We start from the raw sequence: 21,234 nt of genomic DNA, 5'->3' as shown, positions 1-21,234 counted from the left end.
TCACGATTTCTGAGCCGGACATAAGGTATTGCTTATGATTCGCCGGACCACGTTCCGCCAGCTGCAGGTGTTCTGCGCGGTCGCCCAGGCCTCGAGCATCGTGCGCGCGAGCGAGGCGCTGCACCTCACGCAGCCGGCCGTGTCGATGCAGCTCAAGCAGCTCGAGCAGGCGCTCGGCATCGACCTGTTCGATCGCCACGGCCGCGCACTCTCGCTGACCGAAGCGGGCACGCTGTTCCACGAGCACGCGCTGCGCGTGCTCGCCGAACTGCACGATGCCGAGGAGACCCTCAACCAGCTCAAGGGCCTGCGCGGCGGTTCGGTCACGGTCGGCATGGTCAGCACCGCGAAGTACTTCGTGCCGCGCCTGCTCGCGCGCTTCGCCGCGCAGCATCCTGCGCTCGACCTGCGCATCCTCACCGGCAACCGCGACGACCTCATCGGCTATCTGCGCCGCAACGCGATCGACCTCGCCATCATGGGGCGACCGCCGCGCGGCCTCGAGCTCGAGACCGCCGCGTTCGCGACGCATCCCTACGTGTTCGTCGCACCGCCGACGCACCGTTTTGCGAACGCGCGCGGCATCGACCTGTTCGACCTGCGCGACGAGACGATGCTGCTGCGCGAATCGGGATCGGGCACGCGCGTGCTCAACGACGAGTACTTCCGCAAATGCCTGTTCGCGCCGAAGCGCAGCATCGAGATGGGCAGCAACGAAACGATCAAGCAGGCGATCATGGCCGGCATGGGCATCGCGCTGATCTCGCGCCACACACTCGGCCTCGAGCTGCAGCACGGCCTCGTCAGCGTGCTCGACGTGGTCGGGCTGCCGATCGTGCGCAACTGGCACGTCGCCCACAACGTCAACCGCAGGCTCGGTCCCGCGGCCAAGGCGATGCGCGAGTTCGTGTTCCAGAATGGCGCGGAATTCCTCGTCGAGATGTTCGGACGCGACGTGCCACGACCGGGGCGACGCGTCGACATCGCGACGCCGCCTGCTGCGCCGGCGATCGCGCGCGTTGCGGAGAAGACACCTGAGGCAAGCGCGGGGAAGGTGCCTGAGGCGCGCCGTAGGGGAACGGCTTCGATCCCCGCAGCCACTCCGACGAAGCGCAAGGCGGCGTCGAGGGCGACGCGGCGCTGAGCGCCGCGTCGCGGAGGGATCACGCGCCGGGCGTGGCCATCTTGAGGCCGACGATGCCGCCGACGATGAGCAGCACGCACAGCACGCGCACGAGCGATGCGGTTTCGCCGAACAGCGCGATGCCGAGGATCACCGTGCCGACCGCGCCGATGCCGGTCCAGACCGCGTACGCGGTGCCGAGCGGCAGCGCGCGCAGCGCGAGTGACAGCAGCCAGAAGCTCGCGATCATCGCGACCACGGTGCCGACGCTCGGCCACAGGCGCGTGAAGCCCTGCGTGTAGCGCAGGCCGATCGCCCAGACGATTTCGAGAAGGCCCGCGAAGGCCAGGTACACCCATGCCATGGAAAAGCTCCGGCAGGGTCGTCCCTGGACTCATCATCGGGGAAGGCGCACGGGGTCGTCCCCGCGGCAGGCACGACGGACGTCGTGCGGCGCGCACCTTAGCACCGCCCGCACGCGATGGCCAACGCGCGGGTCGCGCAGCGTTCAGTCCACCTGCGCGTGGGTGAGCATCTGCTTCGCGTGGGCGAGCGTCTCGCGCGTGATCTCGATGCCGCCGAGCATGCGCGCGATCTCGTCACGGCGCTGCGCGGGCGTCAGCACCTCGATGTGCGTGCGCGTGTCGTCCGCGGTCTTGGCCTTGACCACCTTGAGGTGGGCATGGCCTTGCGCGGCGACCTGGGCGAGATGCGTCACGCACAGCACCTGGCGCTGGCTGCCGAGGCGGCGCAGCTTCTGGCCGACCACTTCGGCGACCGCGCCGCCGATGCCCGAATCGACCTCGTCGAACACCATCGTGCCGATCTCGTCGAGACCGAGTGCGGCGACCTCGATCGCGAGGCTGATGCGCGAGAGTTCACCGCCCGAGGCGACCTTGCGCAGCGCGCGCGGCGGCTGGCCCGGATTCGCGCTCACGAGGAACTCGCAGCGCTCCGCGCCTTGCGCATCAGGCTCGGCGGCACCGGTCGGTTCGAGTTCGACCTCGAAACGCCCGCCGCCCATGCCGAGCTCGCCGAGCGTCGCGCCGACCGCTTCGCCGAGCGACGTGGCGGCCTTGCGACGTGCATCGCCCAGCGTCGCGGCCTTGCCCGCGTACGCCTTGGCGAGACGCTCGCGCTCGCGCTGCAGCTCGGCGAGGTCGCTGCCGGCCGAACGCAGAGCCTCGAGTTCCGCACGCAGGCCATCCGCATGCGCGGCGAGCTCGGCCATCGGCACGCGGTGCTTGCGCGCGAGCTCGTGCAGCTTGCCGAGCTGTGCGTCGATCTCGGCGAGGCGATCCGGATCGAGGTCCAGTGCGTCCTGCACGCGCGCGAGCGAGCCGCCGGCCTCGTCGACCTGGATGCGCGCCGCCTCGAGCAGTTCGGCGATCGCGGTGAAGCGCGTGTCGATCTCGCCGAGGCGCGCAGCCTCGGCCTGGGCGCGTGCGGCGAGGCGCGCGACCGTGAACTCGCCGTCGCCGTCGAGCAGGTCGGCGAGGCCGGCGCTGCCCTGCACGAGCTGGCCCGCGTTGGCGAGGCGGCGGTGATCGTCCTCGAGCGCGGCGAGGGCGTCGGGCGCGAGCGCGTGGCGGTCGAGTTCGTCGACCTGGTGGCCCAGCCATTCGATGCGCGCGGAGGCATCCTCGCCGTGCGGCAACGCGGCGATGCGTGCATTCACCTCGCGCCACGCGCGCGCTGATTCCACGACGCCGGCCAGCGCTTCGGCGTGGCCGCCGAACGCGTCGAGCAGCACGAGCTGCTGGCGACGGTCGAGCAAGGCCTGGTGCTCGTGCTGGCCGTGGATCTCGACGAGGCGTTCGCCGAGCGCCTTCATCTGCGCGAGCGACACGGGGCGGCCATTGATCCAGGCGCGCGAGCTGCCTTCGCTGCGGATCACGCGGCGCAGCTGGCAGGCATCGTCGTCGTCGAGCTCCTCGTCGCGCAGCCAGGCGCGCAGGTCGTCGCGGCCGCCGAGGTCGAACTCGGCCGACAGTTCGGCGCGGTCGCAGCCATGGCGCACCATGCCCGCGTCGGCGCGATGGCCGGCGAGCAGCAGCAAGGCGTCGATGAGCAGCGACTTGCCTGCGCCGGTCTCGCCGGTGACGACGGTCATCCCTGAATCGAAAGCGATCTCGGCCTCGCCGACGACCGCGAAATCCTTGACGTACAACGTGCGCAGCATGAGCCGACCCCGGAAATCCCGCGCGAAGTGTCGGGGCAGGCGCGGACGGCCGCAAGCCTGCCGCGTGTTTCGCCGCGGCGGGACGTGATGCTCGCGCGGCCGCGTCGCACGGGACGAGACGCCGCATGCGGTCGACCGGCAGGCGATCAGTCGCGCAAACCGCCTTCGATGAGGTCGAGGCGCTCGCCGATGAAGCGCACCGCGCTGCGATCGTCGAGCCGGACGAGTGCGTCCCGTGCAGCAGCGGCATGGAAACACGCCTGGGGATGGGCGTGCACGAGCGCGGCGTATTCGGCGCGCAGCCAGTGGCGGTGTGCGCCGAGATCGGTCAGGCCGCCTTCGCTGCGCGCGAGCCAGGCCTCGAGCAGCTCGGGATCGCGCTCGATCAGCGCCGCGTGCGAGGCCATGCCGAGCGCGATGTAGGCGCGCATCGCCGGTGGCGCGGTCGCGCTCGCGGCGACGAGGCGCGTGGCGTACGCACGGGCGGCGTCGGCGTCCTCGCGATCGATCGCACGCCCGAGTCGCAGAAGGTCGGCGTTGAGGGCGAGCATCGGCGAATGCGCGAGGTCGCCCTCGGGCATCCACGCCTCGGGCCAGTCGCGTGAGCGGACGCCTGCGTGGCTGGCCGCGACGAGCTGGCTCATGCGCAGGTAGGCGGTCGCAGCGGGCGCGCCGCGCACGAGGTCGAGCAGGTTGAGCCCGTCGGTGCGCCAGCCCGCGACGTGGAACGGCAGCAGGTTGACCACGCCGAGCATCACGCCGGCGACCGCGAAGACATTCAGGACCGCAGCGACATTGCCCCCGTCGAGGGCACGCGCGGCGACGGCGGCGGCGAGCGCGGCCACGAGGTTCGCGAGCGGCCCGCCGAGCACGTGGACGATCGAGTCCAGGCGTGAGGCGGCTTCACCGGCGCGTGGCAGCAGCATGACGAAGCCACCGATGCCGCGTACATGGCCGCCATGGCGCCAGCGCCAGCCGGCGGGTGAGTGTTCGAGGCGCCACGGTCCGATGCCGATGGCCCATACGCGCATGCGCCGCGTGACGCCGGCGATCGCGTGGCCGCCTTCGTGCAGGACGATGTGCAGCCACAGCGACAGGAGCAGGAGGCCCGCCATGACCAGCGTCGAGGCGACGCCGTCGCCCGACACCGCGGGCAGGCGCAGGCCCGAGTTGAGGACGATCGTCATCACCACGACGCCTGCCGCGAACATGATCCAGCCGCCGCGCGATCGCGACGGCGCGGCGTCGGCCGGTGGCGCGAGCGCATGGCCGGTCGCGGCGGAGATGGCGGGCGGGAGCGGCGGCGTGTCGATCATGCGCGCAGCCTAGCGTGCGCGCGTGCCTGCAGCGATGCCGGTGCAGGCCGTGGCGACGGGCGGCCCGTGCGGGCGCACGGACGGCGTACGCGAGGCGTCGATGTCCCGCAAACCGCGCTGCAAAGCCGTTCGCGGCATTTTCCGGCGTGCGGCGCGCGTGTATGCTCGCGGGATGCCCCCGCGCCCCTCGTTCCCGCTCGATGCCCGCTCGCGCAGCCTGTTGCGCACGCTCATCGCCCAGTACATCGCCGACGGCCAGCCGGTCGGCTCGCGCACGCTCGCGAAATCGTCGGGGCTCGACGTGAGTCCGGCCACGATCCGCAACATCATGGCCGACCTCGAGGAGGCCGGGCTGGTCGCCGCGCCGCACACCTCGGCGGGCCGCATTCCGACCGCGCAGGGCTATCGCGTGTTCGTCGACAGCCTGCTCGAGGTGCGTCCGCTCGAGGAGCCGCAGGTCGAACAGCTGCGTCGCGAGCTGCCGACCAGCGCGGCGACACCGCACCTGCTCGGCAGTGCGAGCACGCTGCTGTCGGAGATGACGCGCTTCGTCGGCGTCGTCAGCGTGCCCAAGCACGACGAGTTCCCGTTCCGCCACATCGATTTCGTCGCGCTCGACACCAATCGCCTGCTCGTGATCCTCGTGTTCACCGACGGCCAGGTGCAGAACCGCGTCATCGAGACCCAGCACGCCTACACGGCGAGCGAGCTCGAGCAGACCGCGAACTACCTCAACACGCAGTTCGCCGGCATGCGCCTGGACGAGATCCGCGCGCGCCTGCTGCGCGAGATGCGCGACGAGGGCGCGCGCCTGAACCGCCTGCTCGCCGCGGCCGTGGACGTGGCCCAGCAGGCGTTCCAGTCGCCGGCCGACAACGACATGCTGGTCAGCGGCCAGACCAACCTCATGGGCGTGCACGAGCTCGCCGAGGTCGACCGCCTGCGCGACCTGTTCGATGCGTTCCAGCGCAAGCGCGACCTGCTGCAGCTGCTCGAGCGCTGCGCGCGCGCCGACGGCGTGCGCCTGTTCATCGGCGAGGAGTCGGGTTTCGCGGCGCTGGGCGGCTATTCGCTCGTCACGGCGCCGTACGGCGTCGGCAACCGCGTGCTCGGCGTGCTCGGGGTCATCGGACCCACGCGCATGGCCTACGAGCGCGTGATCCCGGTCGTCACGGCCACGGCGCAGCTCATTTCGGGCGCCTTGAACCGGTCGGGGGCGCCCCAATAGGGGAGGCGGGACGGCACCGGGGGGTGCCACCGCCACGCCGGCCCCCTTGCGCGGGCCTGGCGACACCACATTCATGGTTTCGATGAAGGGAAGGGTCCGGCGCACCCGCGCGGGCCTTTCCGATGGATTGACTGGAGGAACGATGCAGAACAACGACCCGACGCAGGACCCGGCAACCGAGCCGTTCATCGACGAGGCTGCCGACGGCGCCGACGCGTCCACGCAGGTCGCCGCCGAGTACGAGGCCAGGCTCGCCGAGATGCGCGACCATGTGCTGCGCGAGCGCGCCGAGATCGAGAACCAGCGCAAGCGCCTGCAGCGCGATCTCGAGCAGGCGCGCAAGTTCGCCAACGAGAAGCTGCTCAACGAGCTGCTGCCGGTGCTCGACAACCTGCAGCGCGCGCTCGACGCGGACAAGGGCGGCGCCTCGACGTTGCGAGCGGGTGTCGAGCTGACCGCCAAGGAGCTGCTGCGCGTCGCGCAGGCCCACGGCATCGTCGTGGTCGATCCGCTCGGCCAGCCGTTCGATCCCGAACGCCACCAGGCCATGAGCATGGTCGAGACCGCCGAGCACGCGCCCGACACGGTCGTGACGGTGCTGCAGAAGGGCTACGTCCTCAACGACCGCCTGCTGCGCCCGGCGCTCGTGAACGTGGCCACCCAGCCGGGCTGAACCGGCATCCGATCCCGCGCAACCGCTTGAAAGCGGTCGCGTTACCCCCAGTTTTCGCGCCAGCGGCCCGAGCGGCCATCAAGATCATTTTGGGAGAGCACACAGATGGGCAAGATCATCGGTATCGACCTCGGCACGACCAACTCGTGCGTGGCGGTCATGGAAGGTGGCACGGCGCGCGTGATCGAGAACTCCGAGGGCGACCGCACGACGCCGTCGGTGGTCGCGTTCAAGGACGGTGAGGTGCTGGTGGGCGCGACCGCGCGCCGCGGTGCCGTCACGAATCCGAAGAACACGTTCTCGGCCGTGAAGCGCCTCATCGGCCGCAAGTTCAGCGACAACGAGGTCAAGAAGGACATCGACCTCGTGCCGTACAAGATCGTCGGCCACGACAACGGCGACGCGTGGGTCGAGACCGCCGACGGCAGGAAGATGGCGCCGCCGGAAGTGTCCGCGCAGATCCTCATGAAGATGAAGAAGACCGCCGAGGACTACCTCGGTGAAGCGGTCACCGAGGCCGTCATCACGGTGCCGGCGTACTTCAACGACAGCCAGCGCCAGGCGACCAAGGACGCGGGCCGCATCGCCGGCCTCGAGGTCAAGCGCATCATCAACGAGCCGACCGCGGCTGCGCTCGCCTACGGCCTCGACAAGAAGGGCGGCGACCGCAAGATCGCGGTCTACGACCTCGGCGGCGGCACGTTCGACATCTCGATCATCGAGATCGCCGAAGTCGACGGCGAGAAGCAGTTCGAGGTGCTCGCCACCAACGGCGACACGTTCCTCGGCGGCGAGGACTTCGACAAGCGCGTCATCGACTACATCATCGACGAGTTCGAGAAGCAGCACGGCGTCGACCTGCGCAAGAACCCGATCCAGCTGCAGCGCGTCCGCTCGGCGGCCGAGCGCGCCAAGATCGAGCTCTCGTCGCGCCAGCAGACCGACATCAACGAACCGTTCATCACGCAGGTGAACGGCGAGGGCGTGCACCTGGAGCTGCGCCTCACGCGCGCCAAGCTCGAGTCGCTCGTCGACGACCTCATCAAGCGCACGATCGAGCCGTGCCGCACGGCGATCGCCGACGCCGGCCTCAAGGTGTCCGACATCTCCGAGGTCATCCTCGTCGGTGGCCAGACGCGCATGCCCAAGGTGCAGGACGCGGTCAAGGATTTCTTCGGCAAGGAGCCGCGCAAGGACGTCAACCCGGACGAGGCCGTCGCGATCGGCGCCGCGGTGCAGGGCGGCGTGCTCTCGGGCACCGTCAAGGACGTGCTGCTGCTCGACGTGACCCCGCTGTCGCTCGGCATCGAGACGCTCGGCGGCGTGTTCACCAAGCTCATCGACAAGAACACGACGATCCCGACCAAGAACACGCAGGTGTTCTCGACGGCCGACGACAACCAGAACGCGGTCACCGTGCACGTGCTGCAGGGCGAGCGCGAGCAGGCGCGCTTCAACAAGTCGCTGGCCAAGTTCGACCTCGCCGGCATCGACGCGGCGCCGCGCGGCATGCCGCAGATCGAGGTGACGTTCGACATCGACGCGAACGGCATCCTGCACGTGTCGGCCAAGGACAAGAAGACCGGCAAGGAACAGCGCATCGAGATCAAGGCCGGTTCGGGCCTCTCGGACGAAGAGATCCAGCGCATGGTCAGCGACGCCGAGGCCAACCGCGAGGAAGACAAGCGTTTCCAGGAGCTCGTCACGACGCGCAACAAGGCCGACCAGCTCGTCCACGCCACGCGCAGCGCGCTCAAGGAGCACGGCGGCAAGGTGCCGGCCGAGCAGCTCGGCGGCATCGAGGAAGCGCTCTCGGAGCTCGACAAGGCCATGAAGGGCGACGACAAGGCGCAGATCGAGGCGAAGATCACGCGCGTCGAGGAAGCCGCGCAGTCGCTGTACGCGGCGGCGTCGGGTGGCCAGCCGGGTGCCGAAGGCGGCCCGCAGGCGGGCCCCTCGGCGGCCGACGACGTCGTCGACGCCGAGTTCACGGAAGTCAAGGACGACAAGAAGTAAGGCGCCAGCGCCCCGTCCGCACGATGGACGGGGCGTGATCGTGCGGTCGCCCGGCGTGTCCGGGCGGCCGGCGACGCGGAGAGACCGTGTCGTCCCGTTTGCTGCTGACGAAGCGCCCCTCCGCCACGCGATACCGCCATGTCCAAGCGCTGCTACTACGAAATCCTCTCGGTCGAACGCACGGCCACCGACGACGAGCTCAAGAAGTCGTTCCGTCGCCTCGCGATGAAGTTCCATCCCGACCGCTGCCCTGACGATCCGGCCGCGCAGGACAAGTTCAAGGAGGCCAAGGAGGCCTACGAGATCCTCGGTGACGCGCAGAAGCGCGCCGCCTACGACCAGTACGGCCACGCCGCGTTCGAGAACGGCGGCATGGGCGGCGGTCGCGGGGGCGGCGGCTTCAACGGCGACGTCGGCGACATCTTCGGCGACATCTTCAGCGACATCTTCGGCATGGGCGGCAACGGGCGTGGTCGCCCGCGCCGCGGCTCGGACCTGCGCTACCTGCTCGAGCTCGACCTCGAGGAAGCCGTGTTCGGCATCGAGCGCCAGATCGAGGTGCCGACGCTGGTCGCATGCAAGGGCTGCGACGGCTCGGGCTCGCAGGACGGCAAGACCTCCACCTGTTCGACCTGCCGCGGCCACGGCCGTGTGCGCATGCAGAACGGCATCTTCTCGGTGCAGCAGACCTGCCCGCATTGCGCGGGCACGGGCAAGACCGTGGCCAATCCGTGCAAGGACTGCAGCGGCGAAGGCCGCGTCGAGGACGAGCGCACGCTGCAGGTCAAGATTCCCGCGGGCGTCGATTCGGGTGACCGCATCCGCCTCACCGGCCAGGGCGAGGCCGGTCCGGCCGGCACCGTGCCGGGCGACCTCTACGTCGAGGTGCGCGTGCGCGAGCACGCGATCTTCACGCGCGAAGGCGACGACCTCTACTGCGAGGTGCCGATCCGTTTCGCCCAGGCCACGCTCGGCGCCGAGATCGCCGTGCCGACGCTCGGTGGTGAAGCCAGCGTGACGATCCCGCCCGAGACCCAGACCGGCAAGCTGTTCCGGCTGCGCGGCAAGGGCGTCAAGTCGGTGCGCAGCGGCCGCACGGGCGACCTGCTGTGCCGCGTCGTGCTCGAGACGCCGGTCAAGCTCACGTCGCGCCAGCGCGAGCTGCTCGAGCAGTTCGAGGCGACGTTCGCGGGTGAGGATGCGCTCGCGCATTCGCCGCGCAACCGTACCTGGTTCGACGGCGTCAAGCAGTTCTGGGACCGCGTCACCTCGTGATCCCGCCGCGCGCGCGTGCCATGCCGGCATGACGCGCGCGTGACCCCGGCGACGCCCGTCGCCTTGGGGTTTCCCCCGATGGCCTGCGGCCCTGCGCAGGACTAGCCTGCCGCTCCGAAGCGCCGTGTCGACCACGGTGCACGCCGGAGCGCGCCATGGGTCTCAACCTCGAAGGCATCGCACAGCGTGCCACGCAGTGGCTCGGCGACACCGCTGACGACCTCGCGCAGAAGGGCGGCGAACTTGCCGGACAGGCCGCCGACGCGGCCGGTGACGCCCTATCCGCCGCAGGCGACGGCCTGCAGTCGGCGCGCCAGTGGGCCGGGGACCGCCTCGACGATCTCGACGGACTCCGCGCGAACGTCGGCAACGCGATCGACGGTGCTGTCGACACGGCCGAGCAGGCCGTCGACGGTTTCCGCGCCGACATCGTCGAAGTCGGCGAGCGCCATGGCGGTGTCGTCGGCGGCGCGCTCGCGCGCCAGGTGTCGGACAGCATCGGCCTCGTCGAAGGCGCGAGCCTCGCCGTTTACGACATGGGCAAGGGCGTCGTGCAGCTCGCCGACGGTGCGGTCAAGCTCATCGATCCGGTGCGCTGGGCCGTGCAGCCCGAACAGAACCTCGCACGCGCCGAAAGCGTGGGCCAGGCCGCGGTCGCGATCGGCGACCTCGCCAGCCCGGCCGCGTGGCTCACGCGCCCCGAAGCCAACCTCGCCACCGCCGGCGCGCTCTGGGACGGCGTCACCGAGGGTTACCAGCAGGCGGCCGCCGACGGCGACTGGGCCAAGTTCGCGGGGCGCGGCGTCATCGACGTCGGCAGCATGTTCATCGGCGTCGGCGAGGCCAATGCCGTCGTGAAGGGTTCGCAGGGCGCCGGTGCGCTCGCGCGCGTCGGCGAGGGCGCGGCCGCGCTCGACCGTGCCGGCGATGCGGCGCGTGCGCTCGATGCCGCGAACGACGCCTCGCGTGCGGCCGATGCGCGCCTCGGCAGGCTCGACGATCTCGGCCCGGCGCGCGCCACGCCGCTGCGCACGGTCACGTTCGACTCGATCGACGAACTCAACGCCGCCGCCAACGCTGCGCAGCCGAACACCATCTACCAGTTCGGCGAGCTGCGCTGGACCACCGATCCGCAGGCGCGCGTCGTGCGCGCCGAGGGCCGCGTCGAACTCGATCCGGTCGGCCGCAACGATCCCGGCCTGCAGCGCCAGATCGGCAACGAAGGCCGCGATACCGACGTCGGCTTCCACCTGATCGCCGACCGCTTCGGCGGCCCGACCAACCGCGTCAACGTCGTGCCCGGCAACGGCAAGCCGATCGGCGACGGCCTGCCGAATCTCAACAACGGCGCCTACAAGCGCTTCGAGAACCAGATCGCCGGCCTGCTCGAGAACGGCCACGACGTGGATATGCAGGTGACCCTCACCTACAATCCGGGCAACACGACCACGCGCCCGGATGCGTTCGTCGCGAGCTACCGCGTCGACGGCGGCGACTGGATCGACCACAGCTTCATCAACAAGTGACCGCGGATGGACGATCTCAACCAGGCCTATCAGGAGACCGTGCGCGCTGTCGCGCAGAGCGTCGTGAACGTGCGTGAAGGCGAGTGGGGCGACCGCGACTGGATGCGCATCGTCGTCAACTACGAATCGCTGCGCCACGCCGCCGAAGCGCAGGAGAGCGTGCTCGCGTTCGCGATCGCCCGCCCACCCGGCGGCACGCCCGAGAAGGTCTCGTTCCGCCTGAGCCCGCAGGCCACGGCCGGCTTCCACCGCGTCGACGACGTCATGAGCGCGGCCAAGGGCCAGCACTGGACCGTCTGCGACCTCGTCATCGACCGCGACGGCCGCTACGCGTTCGAGTTCTCGTACGACCCGCCGTACCGCCTCGGCGGCAACCTCAACGACACGCGTTTCAAGGACTACCTCGAGCGCTACCTCGCGGGGGCGACGAAGGCGTTGGCGCAGTAGGGCGAAGCCGCCGGTATTCGGTGGTATCGACGTTCGAACGACTACCCGATGCTCTCCGTGGAGTTGGATCCGCACGCTGCGTCATGCGGTTGTTCGATCTCATCCGATCTGGAGCACGCCGCACATCTGTTCTGCTTGAGGGGATTCCGGCTTTCGCCGGAATGACGGCGCGCCTTCTCTGGGCGCAGACGTCGGCTGGACCCGAAGCGGTTCATGGGAACGATGGCTTCATCCTTGATACGACCCTACATCCCGTCATTCCGGCGAAAGCCGGAATCCACTTGAGCATTGCCCGAAATTTCGAGCTGTATGCTCAGTCAAGGCGTCCCGAAGCTCATTGAACCTCCGTGGAAACCCCACGGGCGTTAGCTGGCGGCTTTCTCGAAAAAACGTCGACGCCGTCCAGCGTCCCGCATCCTCAACGCCCCGCCACGTCAGCCGGCATCGCCAGCACCCCTCCCGGCGTCATCGCATACACCGCATCGTCCGCCTGCGCCGCGACCGGTGCGAGTCCGCACAGCGAGCCGAAGGCGGGCAGCAGCGTGCGTTGCGGGCCGGACCAGAACGCCGGCAGGCGATGGCGCACGCGGCCGTCGCGCAGCACTACACCGGGATGCACGTGGCCTGCGAGCACGTGCGCATCGCGTACGACGCCAGGCGCATGCCGCAGCACGAACGGCGCATAGACGATCTCGTCGACCACATCGAGTGCGAACGCCCCAGGTACGCCGTGGCGATCGTGGTTGCCCGCGACGAGCGTGACCGGCAACGTGGCATGGGCTTCGCGCCAGCGCAGGAACGTCGCGAGCCACGCGGCATCGGCAGGTTCATGCCCGTGCACGAGATCACCGAGCACGACGAGGCGTTCGGGGCGGTGGTCGGCGACGAGCGCGGCGAGGCGCTCGAGGTCGCGCGTCGTCGTGCCGCGCGGCAGCGGTGCACCGGCCTGGCGCAGCAGGCTGGCCTTGCCGAGATGCACGTCGGCGACGAGCAGCCAGCGTCGCCGCGGCCATACCAGCGCGCGCCGCGCGTCGAGGCGCATCGGCTCGCCGGCGATGGCGACGTCGAGCCACATCACGCGCTTACCCTTGCGCGCCGCGCGTCGAGGCACATCGTTCCGCGCGCGATGGTCACATCGAGCCACGTCATTCGCTCACCACGTGCGGTGTGGCGAGCGTGCACGCGCTTTCGCATCCGTTCGCGCGTACGGACACGCCTGCAGCGTGCGTCAACGCGTGGCGTCGCCCTGAACATCATGCGCGCGCCTCGAGCTCCGCCGCGAGCCGGCGCACGCGCGTTTCCCAATCCTCGCTGGACAGGCCGCCGCGGATCCATTCGGCCCACAGCGGGAACGCGAACGGCGTGAAGCGCGCCGGCTGCGTGGCGACGAGCGTGCGCGCGGCGAGTTCGTGCAGCGTCGCCTCGAGGCGGCGCAGGTCGAAGGTGCGCTCGAGCACCTCGTCGACCGCCTGCTCGAGCAGCAGATGGCCGGGGTCGTGCTGCGCGAGCACGTCGTAGAGCAGGCCCGTGCCGGCCTGCAGGTGGCGCAGCGAGCGCTGCGTGCCCGGCGGCGTGCCGAACACGAGGCCGGCGATGCGCGCGATCTCGCGGAACTGGCGCTTGGCGAGTTCGCCGCCCGCGATGCCGGCGAGCAGGTCGGCGCGCACGCCGTCGATCGTGAGCAGGCCGCGGATCGCTTCGGCATCGAGCGCCGGCAGGCGGCGCGTCGACACGATCACGCCGTAGTCGTTCGCGCCGAACGCGAGCGTCGACGGCGCGAGCCGGCTCAGGCGCGTCGCAAGCAGCGCGCCGAGCCCCTCGTTGACGAGTCGCCCCGCGAACGTGAACACGAACAGGTGCTCGCCATCGCGTGCCTTGATGCGCTCGACGAGCAGTTCGTCGACGCCTGGCACGTGCGAGCGCTCGCGCTGCGTCGCGAGCAGCGGCGCGAGACGCGTCATCTCGGGCTCGCGTGCCTGCGGATCGGCGAGCACCTGCTGCATCCAGCGGCCCAGCGCGTTGGACAGCGCGAGGCGTCCGCCCGACCAGCGCGGCACGAGGCTGCGGCGCCCCTTGGCGAGGCGCACCCACGCGGTCATGTCGCGCACGCGCACGAGTTCGAGCGTGCGGCCCGCGAACAGGAAGGTCTCGCCCGGCGCGAGGCGCGCCGCGAACGTCTCCTCGACGTGGCCGATGCGACCGCCGCGCAGGTAGCGCACCTCGATCGAGCCGTCGGCGACGATCGTGCCGATGCCGTAGCGGTGCAGGCGCGCGAGGCGCGGGCTCGCGATCACATGACGGCCGTCCTCGACGACGAGCTTGTGGTAATCCGGATACGCACCGAGCGCGGGGCCGCCGTGTTCGACGAACGCGAGCACCGCGTCGAAGCGTTCTCGCGTCCATCCGACGTAGGCGTGCGCGGTGCGCACCTCGTCGAACATCGCGGCGGCCTCGAAGCCGCCGGCCAGCGCCATCGAGACGAGGTGCTGGGCGAGCACGTCGGCGGTGCCGTCGAGCGGCGCGCGTGCCTCGATCGCGCCGGCCGCGAGCGCACGGCGCGCAGCCGCGATCTCGGCGAGCTCGGGGCCGTGCGTCGGCACGCAGAGGATGCGGCTGGCTTCGCCGGGGCGATGGTTCGAGCGTCCCGCGCGCTGCAGCAGGCGCGCGACGCCGCGCGGGCTGCCGATCTGCACGACGGCTTCGACGCTCGCGAAGTCGACGCCAAGGTCGAGGCTCGAGGTCGCGACGACGCAGCGGATTGCGCCTGTTCGCAGGCCTTCCTCGACCTGCGCGCGCAAGGCGCGATCGAGCGAGCCGTGATGGATCGCGAGCGTGTCGGGCGCGTGCGGCCACACCGAGGCCAGTGCCTCGTGCCACAGTTCGGCCTGCGAGCGCGTGTTGGTGAAGACGAGCACCGAGCGCGGCGTGCGCGTGGCCTCGACGACACGACGCAGCTGCGACAGGCCGAGATGGCCGGCCCAGGCGAAGCGTTCGACTTCGTCGGGCAGGGCGGTTTCGATGAGGACGCGGCGCGGCGTCGTCACGCTGACGAGGCGCCCCTCGACCTGCGGACCGAGCAATGCCTGCATGGCCTCGTCGAGGTTGCCGAGCGTCGCCGACAAGCCCCAGGTGCGCAGTGCCGGCGCGAGGCGGCGCAGGCGCGCGAGATTGAGCTCGAGCAGCACGCCGCGCTTGCCCGCGACGAGCTCGTGCCATTCGTCGACGACGACGGTCGTGAGGCCGGCAAAGCGTTGCGCGGCATCGGCGTGCGAAAGCTGCAGTGCGAGGCTTTCGGGCGTGGTCACGAGCACTTCGACCTCGCCCTTGCGCAGGCGCGTGCGCTCGCGACTGCCGCTGTCCCCGGTCCGACGCAGCAGGCGCCAGGCGAGGCCGAGCTCGCGCAGCGGCGCCTCGAGCTGCACGACGAGATCGGCGGCCAGTGCACGCAGCGGGGTGATCCACAGCAGGGTCAAACCCGGTCGCGCCGCGGGATCGCGTGCGAGTGCGTCGACGAGCGGGCCACCGAACGCGGCCAGCGTCTTGCCGCTGCCGGTCGGCGCGTGCACGAGCCCGCTCGCGCCGTCGCGCCATGCGCGCCAGGTCTCGCGCTGGAACGGCGCGACGCGCCCGCCGCTGCGCTCGGCGAGCCAGTCGGCGAGGCGGCGCTCAGCCGCCAGCCAGCGTCTTGAGCTGATCGAGGCTGTCGGCATCGCGTATCGAGAGGTCGGTGCGCCAGCGCAGGATGCGCGGGAAGCGCACCGCGACGCCGGACTTGTGGCGCGACGAGGCGTTGATCGCCTCGAACGCGAGTTCGAACACGTGGTGCGGCTCGACCGAACGCACGGGTCCGAAGCGCTCGAGCGTGTGTGCGCGGATCCAGCGGTCGAGGCGGCCGATCTCCTCGTCGGTCAGGCCCGAATAGGCCTTGGCGACCGGCACGAGCGCGTCGCCGTCCCAGACCGCGAACGTGTAGTCGGTGAACAGGTTCGCGCGGCGGCCGTGGCCGGCCTGCGCGTAGATCAGCACGGCATCGAGCGTGTACGGCTCGACCTTCCACTTCCACCAGTCGCCGCGCTTGCGGCCGACCTGGTACGGCGATGCCAGGCGCTTGAGCATGAGGCCTTCGACGCCGCGCTCGCGCGAGGCCTCGCGCAGGCGTGCGAGCGCCTGCCAGTCATCGCCGTCGAGCGCGGGCGACAGTTGGATCGCGGCATCCGCACCCGCCGGCAACGTCGCGAGGTGTTGCGCGAGCCGTGTGCGGCGCTCCTGCAGCGACGAGGCGCGGATGTCGATTCCGGCGTCCTCGACGAGGTCGTAGGCGAGCAGCACGACGGGCGCGTCGGCCAGCGACTTCGCGCCCGGCTTGAGGCGGCCGATGCGCTTCTGCAGTGCCGTGAACGGCAGCGGCGCGCCATCGCGCCAGGCGAGGATCTCGCCGTCGATCGCGACGCCGTCAGGCAGCGTCGCCGCAGCGGCTTCGATCTCGGGGAAGCGGCCGTCGAGGCGTTCCTCGCCGCGCGACCACAACCGCGCGGCGCCGGCGCGCTTGAGCAGCTGCGCGCGGATACCGTCCCACTTCCATTCGGCGAGCCAGTCGGCGCGCTCGCCGAGCGTCTCGACCGCGTGCTCGAGCGGCGAAGCAAGGAAGAACGGGTAGGGCTGGTCGACGTCGACGGCGAGCTGGCCCGCCGGATCGAGCAGGGCACGGAACGCGGCTGGCGTCGGTGTCCAGTCGCCGGTCAGGCGGTGCGCGACGAGCGCCGTGTCGAGGCCCGCGACGCGCGCGAGCGCCTGCACGACCAGGCGCTGCGAGACACCGACGCGAAGGCTGCCGGTCATGAGCTTGTTGAGCACGAAGCGCTGCGCATGCGGAAGCTCCGACCACCACGCGAGCAGGCGCACCGCGCGCCCAGCCTCGTCGAGCGAGGGCAGCGGGGCGAGGCGCTGCTCGATCCAGGTCGACAGCGACAGCTCGTCGCGTGCCTCGAGCGGTGCGTCGAGCAGCAGATCGATCGTCTCGGCGAGGTCGCCGACGTGGCTGTAGCTCTCCTCGACGAGCCAGTCGGGATAGCCGCTCGCGCGCGCGGCGAGCGTACGCAGCTCGCTCGAGCGGATCAGGCGCTTGAGCTTGCGGCCGGTCAGCACGTGCACGGCCCAGGCCGCGTCGGCGGGGGGCACTTGAGCGAAGTACGCGGCCATCGCTTCGACCTTCGCGCTGGTCGCGGTCGAGGCATCGAGCTCGGCGTAGAGTTCGGCGAAGCGGCGCATCAGTCCTCGCCGCCGAAGTCGGTGCGCAGCGGCTCGGCGTCGAGGCCGAGCTCGCGTAGGTAGGGTACGAGCGCATCGGTATTGCCGTGCGTCGGCAGTACGCGCTGCGCGCCGGTCGCACGGATCGTCTCGATCAGGCTCGGCCAGTCGGCGTGATCGGAGACGACGAAGCCGCGGTCGTAGCCGCGCCGGCGCCGGTTGCCGCGGATGCGCATCCAGCCCGAGGCGAATCCGGTCGAGGCGTTGTTGAAACGACGCATCCATGTCGAACCCGCCGCGGACGGGGGCGCGAGGATCAGTTCGCCGGCGAAGTCGCGGCCGCGTGCGCTATCGGACACCGGCACGGTCGGCAGCATGGTGACGCCGAGTTCGCGGTAGCGCTCGACCAGCGCGAGCATCGCGCCGTGCAGGTGCACGGTGCGGTCGGTCGCACGCGCGAGTTCGGCGAGCAGGCGCTGCGCCTTGCCGAGCGCGTAGCAGAACAGCACCGCCGGCACACCGCGCGCGGCGCAGGCATCCCACCACGCGATCACGTCGGCGACGACGGCCTCCATCGGTGGCCAGCGGTACACGGGCAGCGCGAACGTCGCCTCGGTCACGAACACGTCGCAGGGCACGACCTCGAACGGTGCGCAGGTCGGATCGGGATCGCGCTTGTAGTCGCCCGACACGACGCAGACGCGGCCGTCGACTTCGATGCGCACCTGCGCCGAGCCGAGGATGTGGCCGGCCGGATGCAGGGAAACGCGCGCCTCACCGAAGCGACGCACCTCGCCGTAGTCGAGCGTGTCGAGCGCCATGCCCGGCAGGCGTTCGCCGAGCAGCGGCGCACCGACGTTCGTGCCCCAGTAGTGCTGCGAGCCCGTGCGCGCGTGGTCGCCGTGCGCGTGCGTGATGATCGCGGTCGACGTCGGGCGCCAGGGATCGATGTGGAAGTCGCCGGCCGGGCAGTACAGGCCCTCGGGTGTCAGCGCGACGAGATCGGATGGGCGCGTCATCGGTCGACGGATGTCCCGCACGGCATCGCACCGCCGCGGCGGGCGGCGGATCGACGCAGGAAAGAAGGGCACGGGGCGCGCATCACGCGATGGTCGCGGCCCGCGACTTAACGCCTGCCGACGCCGGCGTATCGACGTCGTGGCCGCCTGAACCGTTCAGCTTGCGGCGTTCATGCATTGAGACGGCGGATGCGTAAGCTGGCGCGATGCAACTCCTCGACAAGCTCGCCGTGCTCGCCGACGCGGCCAAATACGATGCCTCCTGCGCGTCGAGCGGTGCCGATCGCCGGCACTCGCTGGGCACGGGCGGTATCGGCAGCACCGAGGGCATGGGCATCTGCCATTCGTACACGCCGGACGGCCGCTGCGTGTCGCTGCTCAAGATCCTGCTGACCAACTTCTGCGTGTTCGACTGCGTGTACTGCGTGAACCGCGTGTCGAGCAACGTGCGCCGCGCGCGCTTCACGCCGCAGGAAGTCGTCACGCTCACGCTCGATTTCTACAAGCGCAACTACATCGAGGGGCTGTTCCTGTCGAGCGGCATCATCCGCAACGGCGACTACACGATGGAGCAGCTCGTCGAGGTCGCGCGCAGCCTGCGCGAGGACCACAGGTTCCGCGGCTACATCCATCTCAAGACGATTCCCGATGCCTCGCCGGAACTGCTCGCCGCGGCGGGCCGGTACGCCGATCGCCTCAGCATCAACGTGGAGCTGCCGACCGAGGAAGGCCTCGCCGCACTCGCGCCCGAGAAGAAGCTGCCGGACATCCGCACCGCGATGGGCGAGTTGCGCTGGCGCATCGAGGAGAACGTCGACGCGCGCAAGGCCGAGGCGAAGACGCGCGCCAAGCCGCCGCGCTTCGCGCCGGCCGGGCAGAGCACGCAGATGATCGTCGGGGCCGACGGCGCGGACGACCGCGACATCCTGCGCACGAGCACCAACCTCTACGGCAACTACCGCCTGCGCCGCGTCTACTACTCGGCTTTCAGCCCGATCCCCGATGCGTCGGCGCGCCTGCCGCTGCAGGCGCCGCCGCTCGTGCGCGAGCATCGCCTCTACCAGGCCGACTGGCTGCTGCGCTTCTACGGCTTCGATGTCGAGGAGATCGCGCCGGCCGACGGCGCCGGCATGCTCGATCTCGACGTCGATCCGAAGACCGCGTGGGCGCTGCGTCATCCGGAGCGCTTCCCGGTCGACATCAACCGCGCACCGCGCGAGGTGCTGCTGCGCGTGCCGGGCCTCGGTGCGCGCACGGTCGAACGCATCTTGGGCTCGCGCCGCCACGCACGCCTGCGCGTGGCCGACCTCACGACGCTGCGCGTGCCGCTGCGCAAGGTGCTGCCGTTCGTCGCGACGCTCGATCACCACCCGAAGCGTCGCCTCGACGATCCCGCGCGCATGCGTGCGCGGTTCGCGCCGCCTCCGCGCCAGGAAAGCCTGTTCGGGTGAGCACGTTCCACGCCACCGTCACGCCGCCGTGGGACGAGCGTGCGTGGCGCGACGTCGCGCGCGCGGCCTGGCGTGCCGGCGTCGCACCCGATCAGCTCACGTGGGACGGTGACGGCCAGGCCAGCCTGCTCGCCGGCATCGACGTGACCACGCAGGCGCCGACACGCCTCGCCCCGCACGTGTCCTCCGACTTCCTCGCGCTGGCCGGCAGCGTGCTCTGCCATCGCGATGCGCAGCGGCATGGCCTGCTGTACCGGCTGCTGTGGCGCATAGCGAGCGGCGAGCGTGCGCTGCTCGAGCGCGAGACCGATGCCGACGTGCGGCGCGCCGGCGAGCTCGCCAAGGCCGTCGGCCGCGACAGCCACAAGATGAAGGCTTTCGTGCGCTTCCGCGAAGTGCCCGGCGAACACGATGCGTTCGTCGCCTGGTTCGAACCCGAGCACTTCATCGTCGACCGCGTGGCACCGTTCTTCGCGCGGCGTTTCGCCGGCATGCGCTGGGCCATCCTCACGCCGTACCGCAGCGCGTTCTGGGACGGCAGTGCGCTCGGCTTCGGCGGCGGTGCGACGCGTGGCGATGCGCCTGCCGACGATGCGCAGGACGCGCTGTGGCGCACCTACTACGCGAACATCTTCAATCCGGCGCGGCTCAACCCGCGCATGATGACCCAGGAGATGCCGCAGAAGTACTGGAAGAACCTGCCCGAGGCGCGGCTGCTGCCGACGCTGCTCGCCGAGGCCGGCGCCCGCGTGCAGGCGATGGCCGATCGCGAGGCCGAGGCCCCGCGCCGACGCATCCCCGAGCGCGTGGTCGAGCCGCTGCCGCGCGCCGAAGGCCTGCCTGCGCTGCGTATCGCGGCGCGCGAATGCCGTCGCTGCGAGCTCTGGCAGCCGGCCACGCAGACCGTCTTCGGCGAAGGCCCGTCCTCGGCGCGCATCATGATCGTCGGCGAGCAGCCCGGAGACGCCGAGGATCTCAGCGGCCGTCCGTTCGTCGGTCCGGCCGGCCAGCTGTTCGACCGCGCGCTCGCCGCGCACGGCATCGAGCGCGCGCGTCTCTACCTCACCAACGCAGTCAAGCACTTCCGCTTCGAGCAGCGCGGCAAGCGGCGCCTGCACCGCAATCCCGCGGTCAGCCACATGCAGGCCTGCCGGCCGTGGCTCGAGCGCGAGATCGCGACCGTGAAGCCGCGCATCATCGTCTGCCTCGGTGCGACCGCCGCGCGCGCGGTGTTTGGTGCGGGCTTCAAGCTCATGGAACAGCGTGCGATCTGGATGCGTCTGGACGACGGCACGCGTGCGTTCGCGACCGTGCATCCATCGTGGGTGCTGAGGCAGGCCGCCGGCGAGGCGCGTGACACGGCCTACCAGGGCTTCGTCGACGATCGCGCCCTGCTCGCCGAACGCGCCGACGCCGCGCAGGATGCTGCGCCGTAAGGCATGGCCGAGGTAGCGTGGAACCCTCGCAGAGGATTCCGCGAGACCCTCGGTACGATGCACCGCAACCGCACGCGCGGGAACGTGACGGCGACGCCGGGCACGGTGGAATCGCCTGCGGCGGTTCCACCCTGCGCGCGAGACGAGCGAGTGGTACCCAGCGCGATGGCTGCAACGTTCTCGGGTAGGGCGGAACCCGCGCAGCGGATTCCGCCGTCGGTACGACGTGACGCACTCCGTTTACGCATGCCGCCGACGGCGTGGCGTGTCTGTCGGCCCGGAGCACAGCATCATG

At 70.7% G+C, this 21,234-nt stretch carries 16 protein-coding genes; 9 read left to right on the top strand and 7 right to left on the bottom strand.

Going from position 1 to position 21,234, the window contains the following annotated elements; genetic code table 11:
* Nucleotides 1-34: 34 nt before the first annotated feature.
* Nucleotides 35-1,144 (top strand): LysR substrate-binding domain-containing protein, encoded by a 1,110-nt coding sequence (locus ACQQ2N_RS18285; protein ID WP_440223002.1) that lies wholly within the window; start codon nucleotides 35-37, stop codon nucleotides 1,142-1,144.
* A gap of 19 nt (nucleotides 1,145-1,163) precedes the next feature.
* Here the strand turns inward: ACQQ2N_RS18285 and sugE are convergent, their stop codons facing one another.
* From sugE to ACQQ2N_RS18270, 3 genes are all read right to left on the bottom strand, one after another.
* Complete coding sequence (gene sugE, locus ACQQ2N_RS18280; protein ID WP_440223001.1) at nucleotides 1,164-1,487, bottom strand: quaternary ammonium compound efflux SMR transporter SugE; 324 nt, start codon at nucleotides 1,485-1,487, stop codon at nucleotides 1,164-1,166.
* Nucleotides 1,488-1,631: 144 nt separating this feature from the next.
* On the bottom strand, nucleotides 1,632-3,305 hold the full coding sequence (gene recN, locus ACQQ2N_RS18275) for a DNA repair protein RecN (protein WP_440223000.1): 1,674 nt from the start codon (nucleotides 3,303-3,305) through the stop codon (nucleotides 1,632-1,634).
* 146 nt (nucleotides 3,306-3,451) lie between these two features.
* Nucleotides 3,452-4,621, bottom strand: a complete 1,170-nt coding sequence (locus tag ACQQ2N_RS18270) for a site-2 protease family protein (protein WP_440222999.1) — start codon at nucleotides 4,619-4,621, stop codon at nucleotides 3,452-3,454.
* Nucleotides 4,622-4,793: 172 nt separating this feature from the next.
* Here ACQQ2N_RS18270 and hrcA point away from each other — a divergent pair, with 172 nt between their 5' ends.
* The 6 genes from hrcA (at nucleotide 4,794) to ACQQ2N_RS18240 (ending at nucleotide 11,786) form a co-directional block, all read left to right on the top strand.
* On the top strand, nucleotides 4,794-5,849 hold the full coding sequence (hrcA, locus tag ACQQ2N_RS18265) for a heat-inducible transcriptional repressor HrcA (protein WP_440222998.1): 1,056 nt from the start codon (nucleotides 4,794-4,796) through the stop codon (nucleotides 5,847-5,849).
* Between the two features lie 142 nt (nucleotides 5,850-5,991).
* Nucleotides 5,992-6,522, top strand: a complete 531-nt coding sequence (gene grpE, locus ACQQ2N_RS18260) for a nucleotide exchange factor GrpE (RefSeq protein ID WP_440222997.1) — start codon at nucleotides 5,992-5,994, stop codon at nucleotides 6,520-6,522.
* 105 nt (nucleotides 6,523-6,627) lie between these two features.
* Nucleotides 6,628-8,538, top strand: coding sequence for a molecular chaperone DnaK (gene dnaK, locus ACQQ2N_RS18255; RefSeq protein WP_440222996.1), 1,911 nt, complete (start codon nucleotides 6,628-6,630; stop codon nucleotides 8,536-8,538).
* Nucleotides 8,539-8,676: 138 nt separating this feature from the next.
* Entirely contained in the window at nucleotides 8,677-9,813 is a 1,137-nt protein-coding gene (dnaJ, locus tag ACQQ2N_RS18250) for a molecular chaperone DnaJ (protein WP_440222995.1), read from the top strand.
* A 155-nt stretch (nucleotides 9,814-9,968) separates the two neighbouring features.
* A complete protein-coding gene (locus ACQQ2N_RS18245; RefSeq protein ID WP_440222994.1) occupies nucleotides 9,969-11,339 on the top strand; it encodes a DNA/RNA non-specific endonuclease in 1,371 nt (456 codons plus the stop codon).
* Nucleotides 11,340-11,345: 6 nt separating this feature from the next.
* Nucleotides 11,346-11,786 carry a hypothetical protein gene (locus ACQQ2N_RS18240; RefSeq protein ID WP_440222993.1) on the top strand — a complete coding sequence of 147 codons (441 nt, stop codon included), beginning with the start codon at nucleotides 11,346-11,348 and terminating at the stop codon, nucleotides 11,784-11,786.
* A gap of 418 nt (nucleotides 11,787-12,204) precedes the next feature.
* Here the strand turns inward: ACQQ2N_RS18240 and pdeM are convergent, their stop codons facing one another.
* The 4 genes from pdeM to ACQQ2N_RS18220 form a co-directional block, all read right to left on the bottom strand.
* Nucleotides 12,205-12,861 carry a ligase-associated DNA damage response endonuclease PdeM gene (gene pdeM / locus ACQQ2N_RS18235; protein ID WP_440225798.1) on the bottom strand — a complete coding sequence of 219 codons (657 nt, stop codon included), beginning with the start codon at nucleotides 12,859-12,861 and terminating at the stop codon, nucleotides 12,205-12,207.
* Nucleotides 12,862-13,039: 178 nt separating this feature from the next.
* Complete coding sequence (locus ACQQ2N_RS18230; RefSeq protein WP_440222992.1) at nucleotides 13,040-15,496, bottom strand: ligase-associated DNA damage response DEXH box helicase; 2,457 nt, start codon at nucleotides 15,494-15,496, stop codon at nucleotides 13,040-13,042.
* The gene (locus ACQQ2N_RS18225) at nucleotides 15,453-17,054 is read right to left on the bottom strand and encodes an ATP-dependent DNA ligase (protein WP_440222991.1); all 1,602 of its coding nucleotides are present in this window, start codon (nucleotides 17,052-17,054) and stop codon (nucleotides 15,453-15,455) included. Before ACQQ2N_RS18225 ends, ACQQ2N_RS18230 begins: the two co-directional genes overlap by 44 nt.
* Nucleotides 17,054-18,052 (bottom strand): ligase-associated DNA damage response exonuclease, encoded by a 999-nt coding sequence (locus ACQQ2N_RS18220; RefSeq protein ID WP_440222990.1) that lies wholly within the window; start codon nucleotides 18,050-18,052, stop codon nucleotides 17,054-17,056. Before ACQQ2N_RS18220 ends, ACQQ2N_RS18225 begins: the two co-directional genes overlap by 1 nt.
* 206 nt (nucleotides 18,053-18,258) lie before the next feature.
* Between ACQQ2N_RS18220 and ACQQ2N_RS18215 the strand changes: the two genes are divergently transcribed.
* Both ACQQ2N_RS18215 and ACQQ2N_RS18210 read left to right on the top strand, forming a co-directional pair.
* Nucleotides 18,259-19,503 (top strand): putative DNA modification/repair radical SAM protein, encoded by a 1,245-nt coding sequence (locus ACQQ2N_RS18215; protein WP_440222989.1) that lies wholly within the window; start codon nucleotides 18,259-18,261, stop codon nucleotides 19,501-19,503.
* Entirely contained in the window at nucleotides 19,500-20,939 is a 1,440-nt protein-coding gene (locus ACQQ2N_RS18210) for a UdgX family uracil-DNA binding protein (protein ID WP_440222988.1), read from the top strand. Before ACQQ2N_RS18215 ends, ACQQ2N_RS18210 begins: the two co-directional genes overlap by 4 nt.
* Nucleotides 20,940-21,234 lie beyond the last annotated feature (295 nt).

The organism is Dokdonella aquatica (genome assembly GCF_051987395.1).
Taxonomy (GTDB): domain Bacteria; phylum Pseudomonadota; class Gammaproteobacteria; order Xanthomonadales; family Rhodanobacteraceae; genus Dokdonella.
The sequence above is the reverse complement of the archived record's forward strand: the minus strand, read 5'-3'. Positions and strand labels throughout refer to the sequence as shown.

Bases quoted from the DNA above. Each gene is read 5' to 3' on its own strand.
- grpE (WP_440222997.1), top strand. From the start codon at position 5,992: ATGCAGAACAACGACCCGACGCAGGACCCGGCAACCGAGCCGTTCATC.
- ACQQ2N_RS18225 (WP_440222991.1), bottom strand. From the start codon at position 17,054: ATGCGCCGCTTCGCCGAACTCTACGCCGAGCTCGATGCCTCGACCGCG.
- ACQQ2N_RS18270 (WP_440222999.1), bottom strand. From the start codon at position 4,621: ATGATCGACACGCCGCCGCTCCCGCCCGCCATCTCCGCCGCGACCGGC.
- ACQQ2N_RS18245 (WP_440222994.1), top strand. From the start codon at position 9,969: ATGGGTCTCAACCTCGAAGGCATCGCACAGCGTGCCACGCAGTGGCTC.
- ACQQ2N_RS18215 (WP_440222989.1), top strand. From the start codon at position 18,259: ATGCAACTCCTCGACAAGCTCGCCGTGCTCGCCGACGCGGCCAAATAC.
- ACQQ2N_RS18285 (WP_440223002.1), top strand. From the start codon at position 35: ATGATTCGCCGGACCACGTTCCGCCAGCTGCAGGTGTTCTGCGCGGTC.
- pdeM (WP_440225798.1), bottom strand. From the start codon at position 12,861: ATGTGGCTCGACGTCGCCATCGCCGGCGAGCCGATGCGCCTCGACGCG.
- hrcA (WP_440222998.1), top strand. From the start codon at position 4,794: ATGCCCCCGCGCCCCTCGTTCCCGCTCGATGCCCGCTCGCGCAGCCTG.
- ACQQ2N_RS18230 (WP_440222992.1), bottom strand. From the start codon at position 15,496: ATGCCGACAGCCTCGATCAGCTCAAGACGCTGGCTGGCGGCTGAGCGC.
- dnaK (WP_440222996.1), top strand. From the start codon at position 6,628: ATGGGCAAGATCATCGGTATCGACCTCGGCACGACCAACTCGTGCGTG.
- ACQQ2N_RS18220 (WP_440222990.1), bottom strand. From the start codon at position 18,052: ATGACGCGCCCATCCGATCTCGTCGCGCTGACACCCGAGGGCCTGTAC.
- dnaJ (WP_440222995.1), top strand. From the start codon at position 8,677: ATGTCCAAGCGCTGCTACTACGAAATCCTCTCGGTCGAACGCACGGCC.
- recN (WP_440223000.1), bottom strand. From the start codon at position 3,305: ATGCTGCGCACGTTGTACGTCAAGGATTTCGCGGTCGTCGGCGAGGCC.
- ACQQ2N_RS18240 (WP_440222993.1), top strand. From the start codon at position 11,346: ATGGACGATCTCAACCAGGCCTATCAGGAGACCGTGCGCGCTGTCGCG.
- sugE (WP_440223001.1), bottom strand. From the start codon at position 1,487: ATGGCATGGGTGTACCTGGCCTTCGCGGGCCTTCTCGAAATCGTCTGG.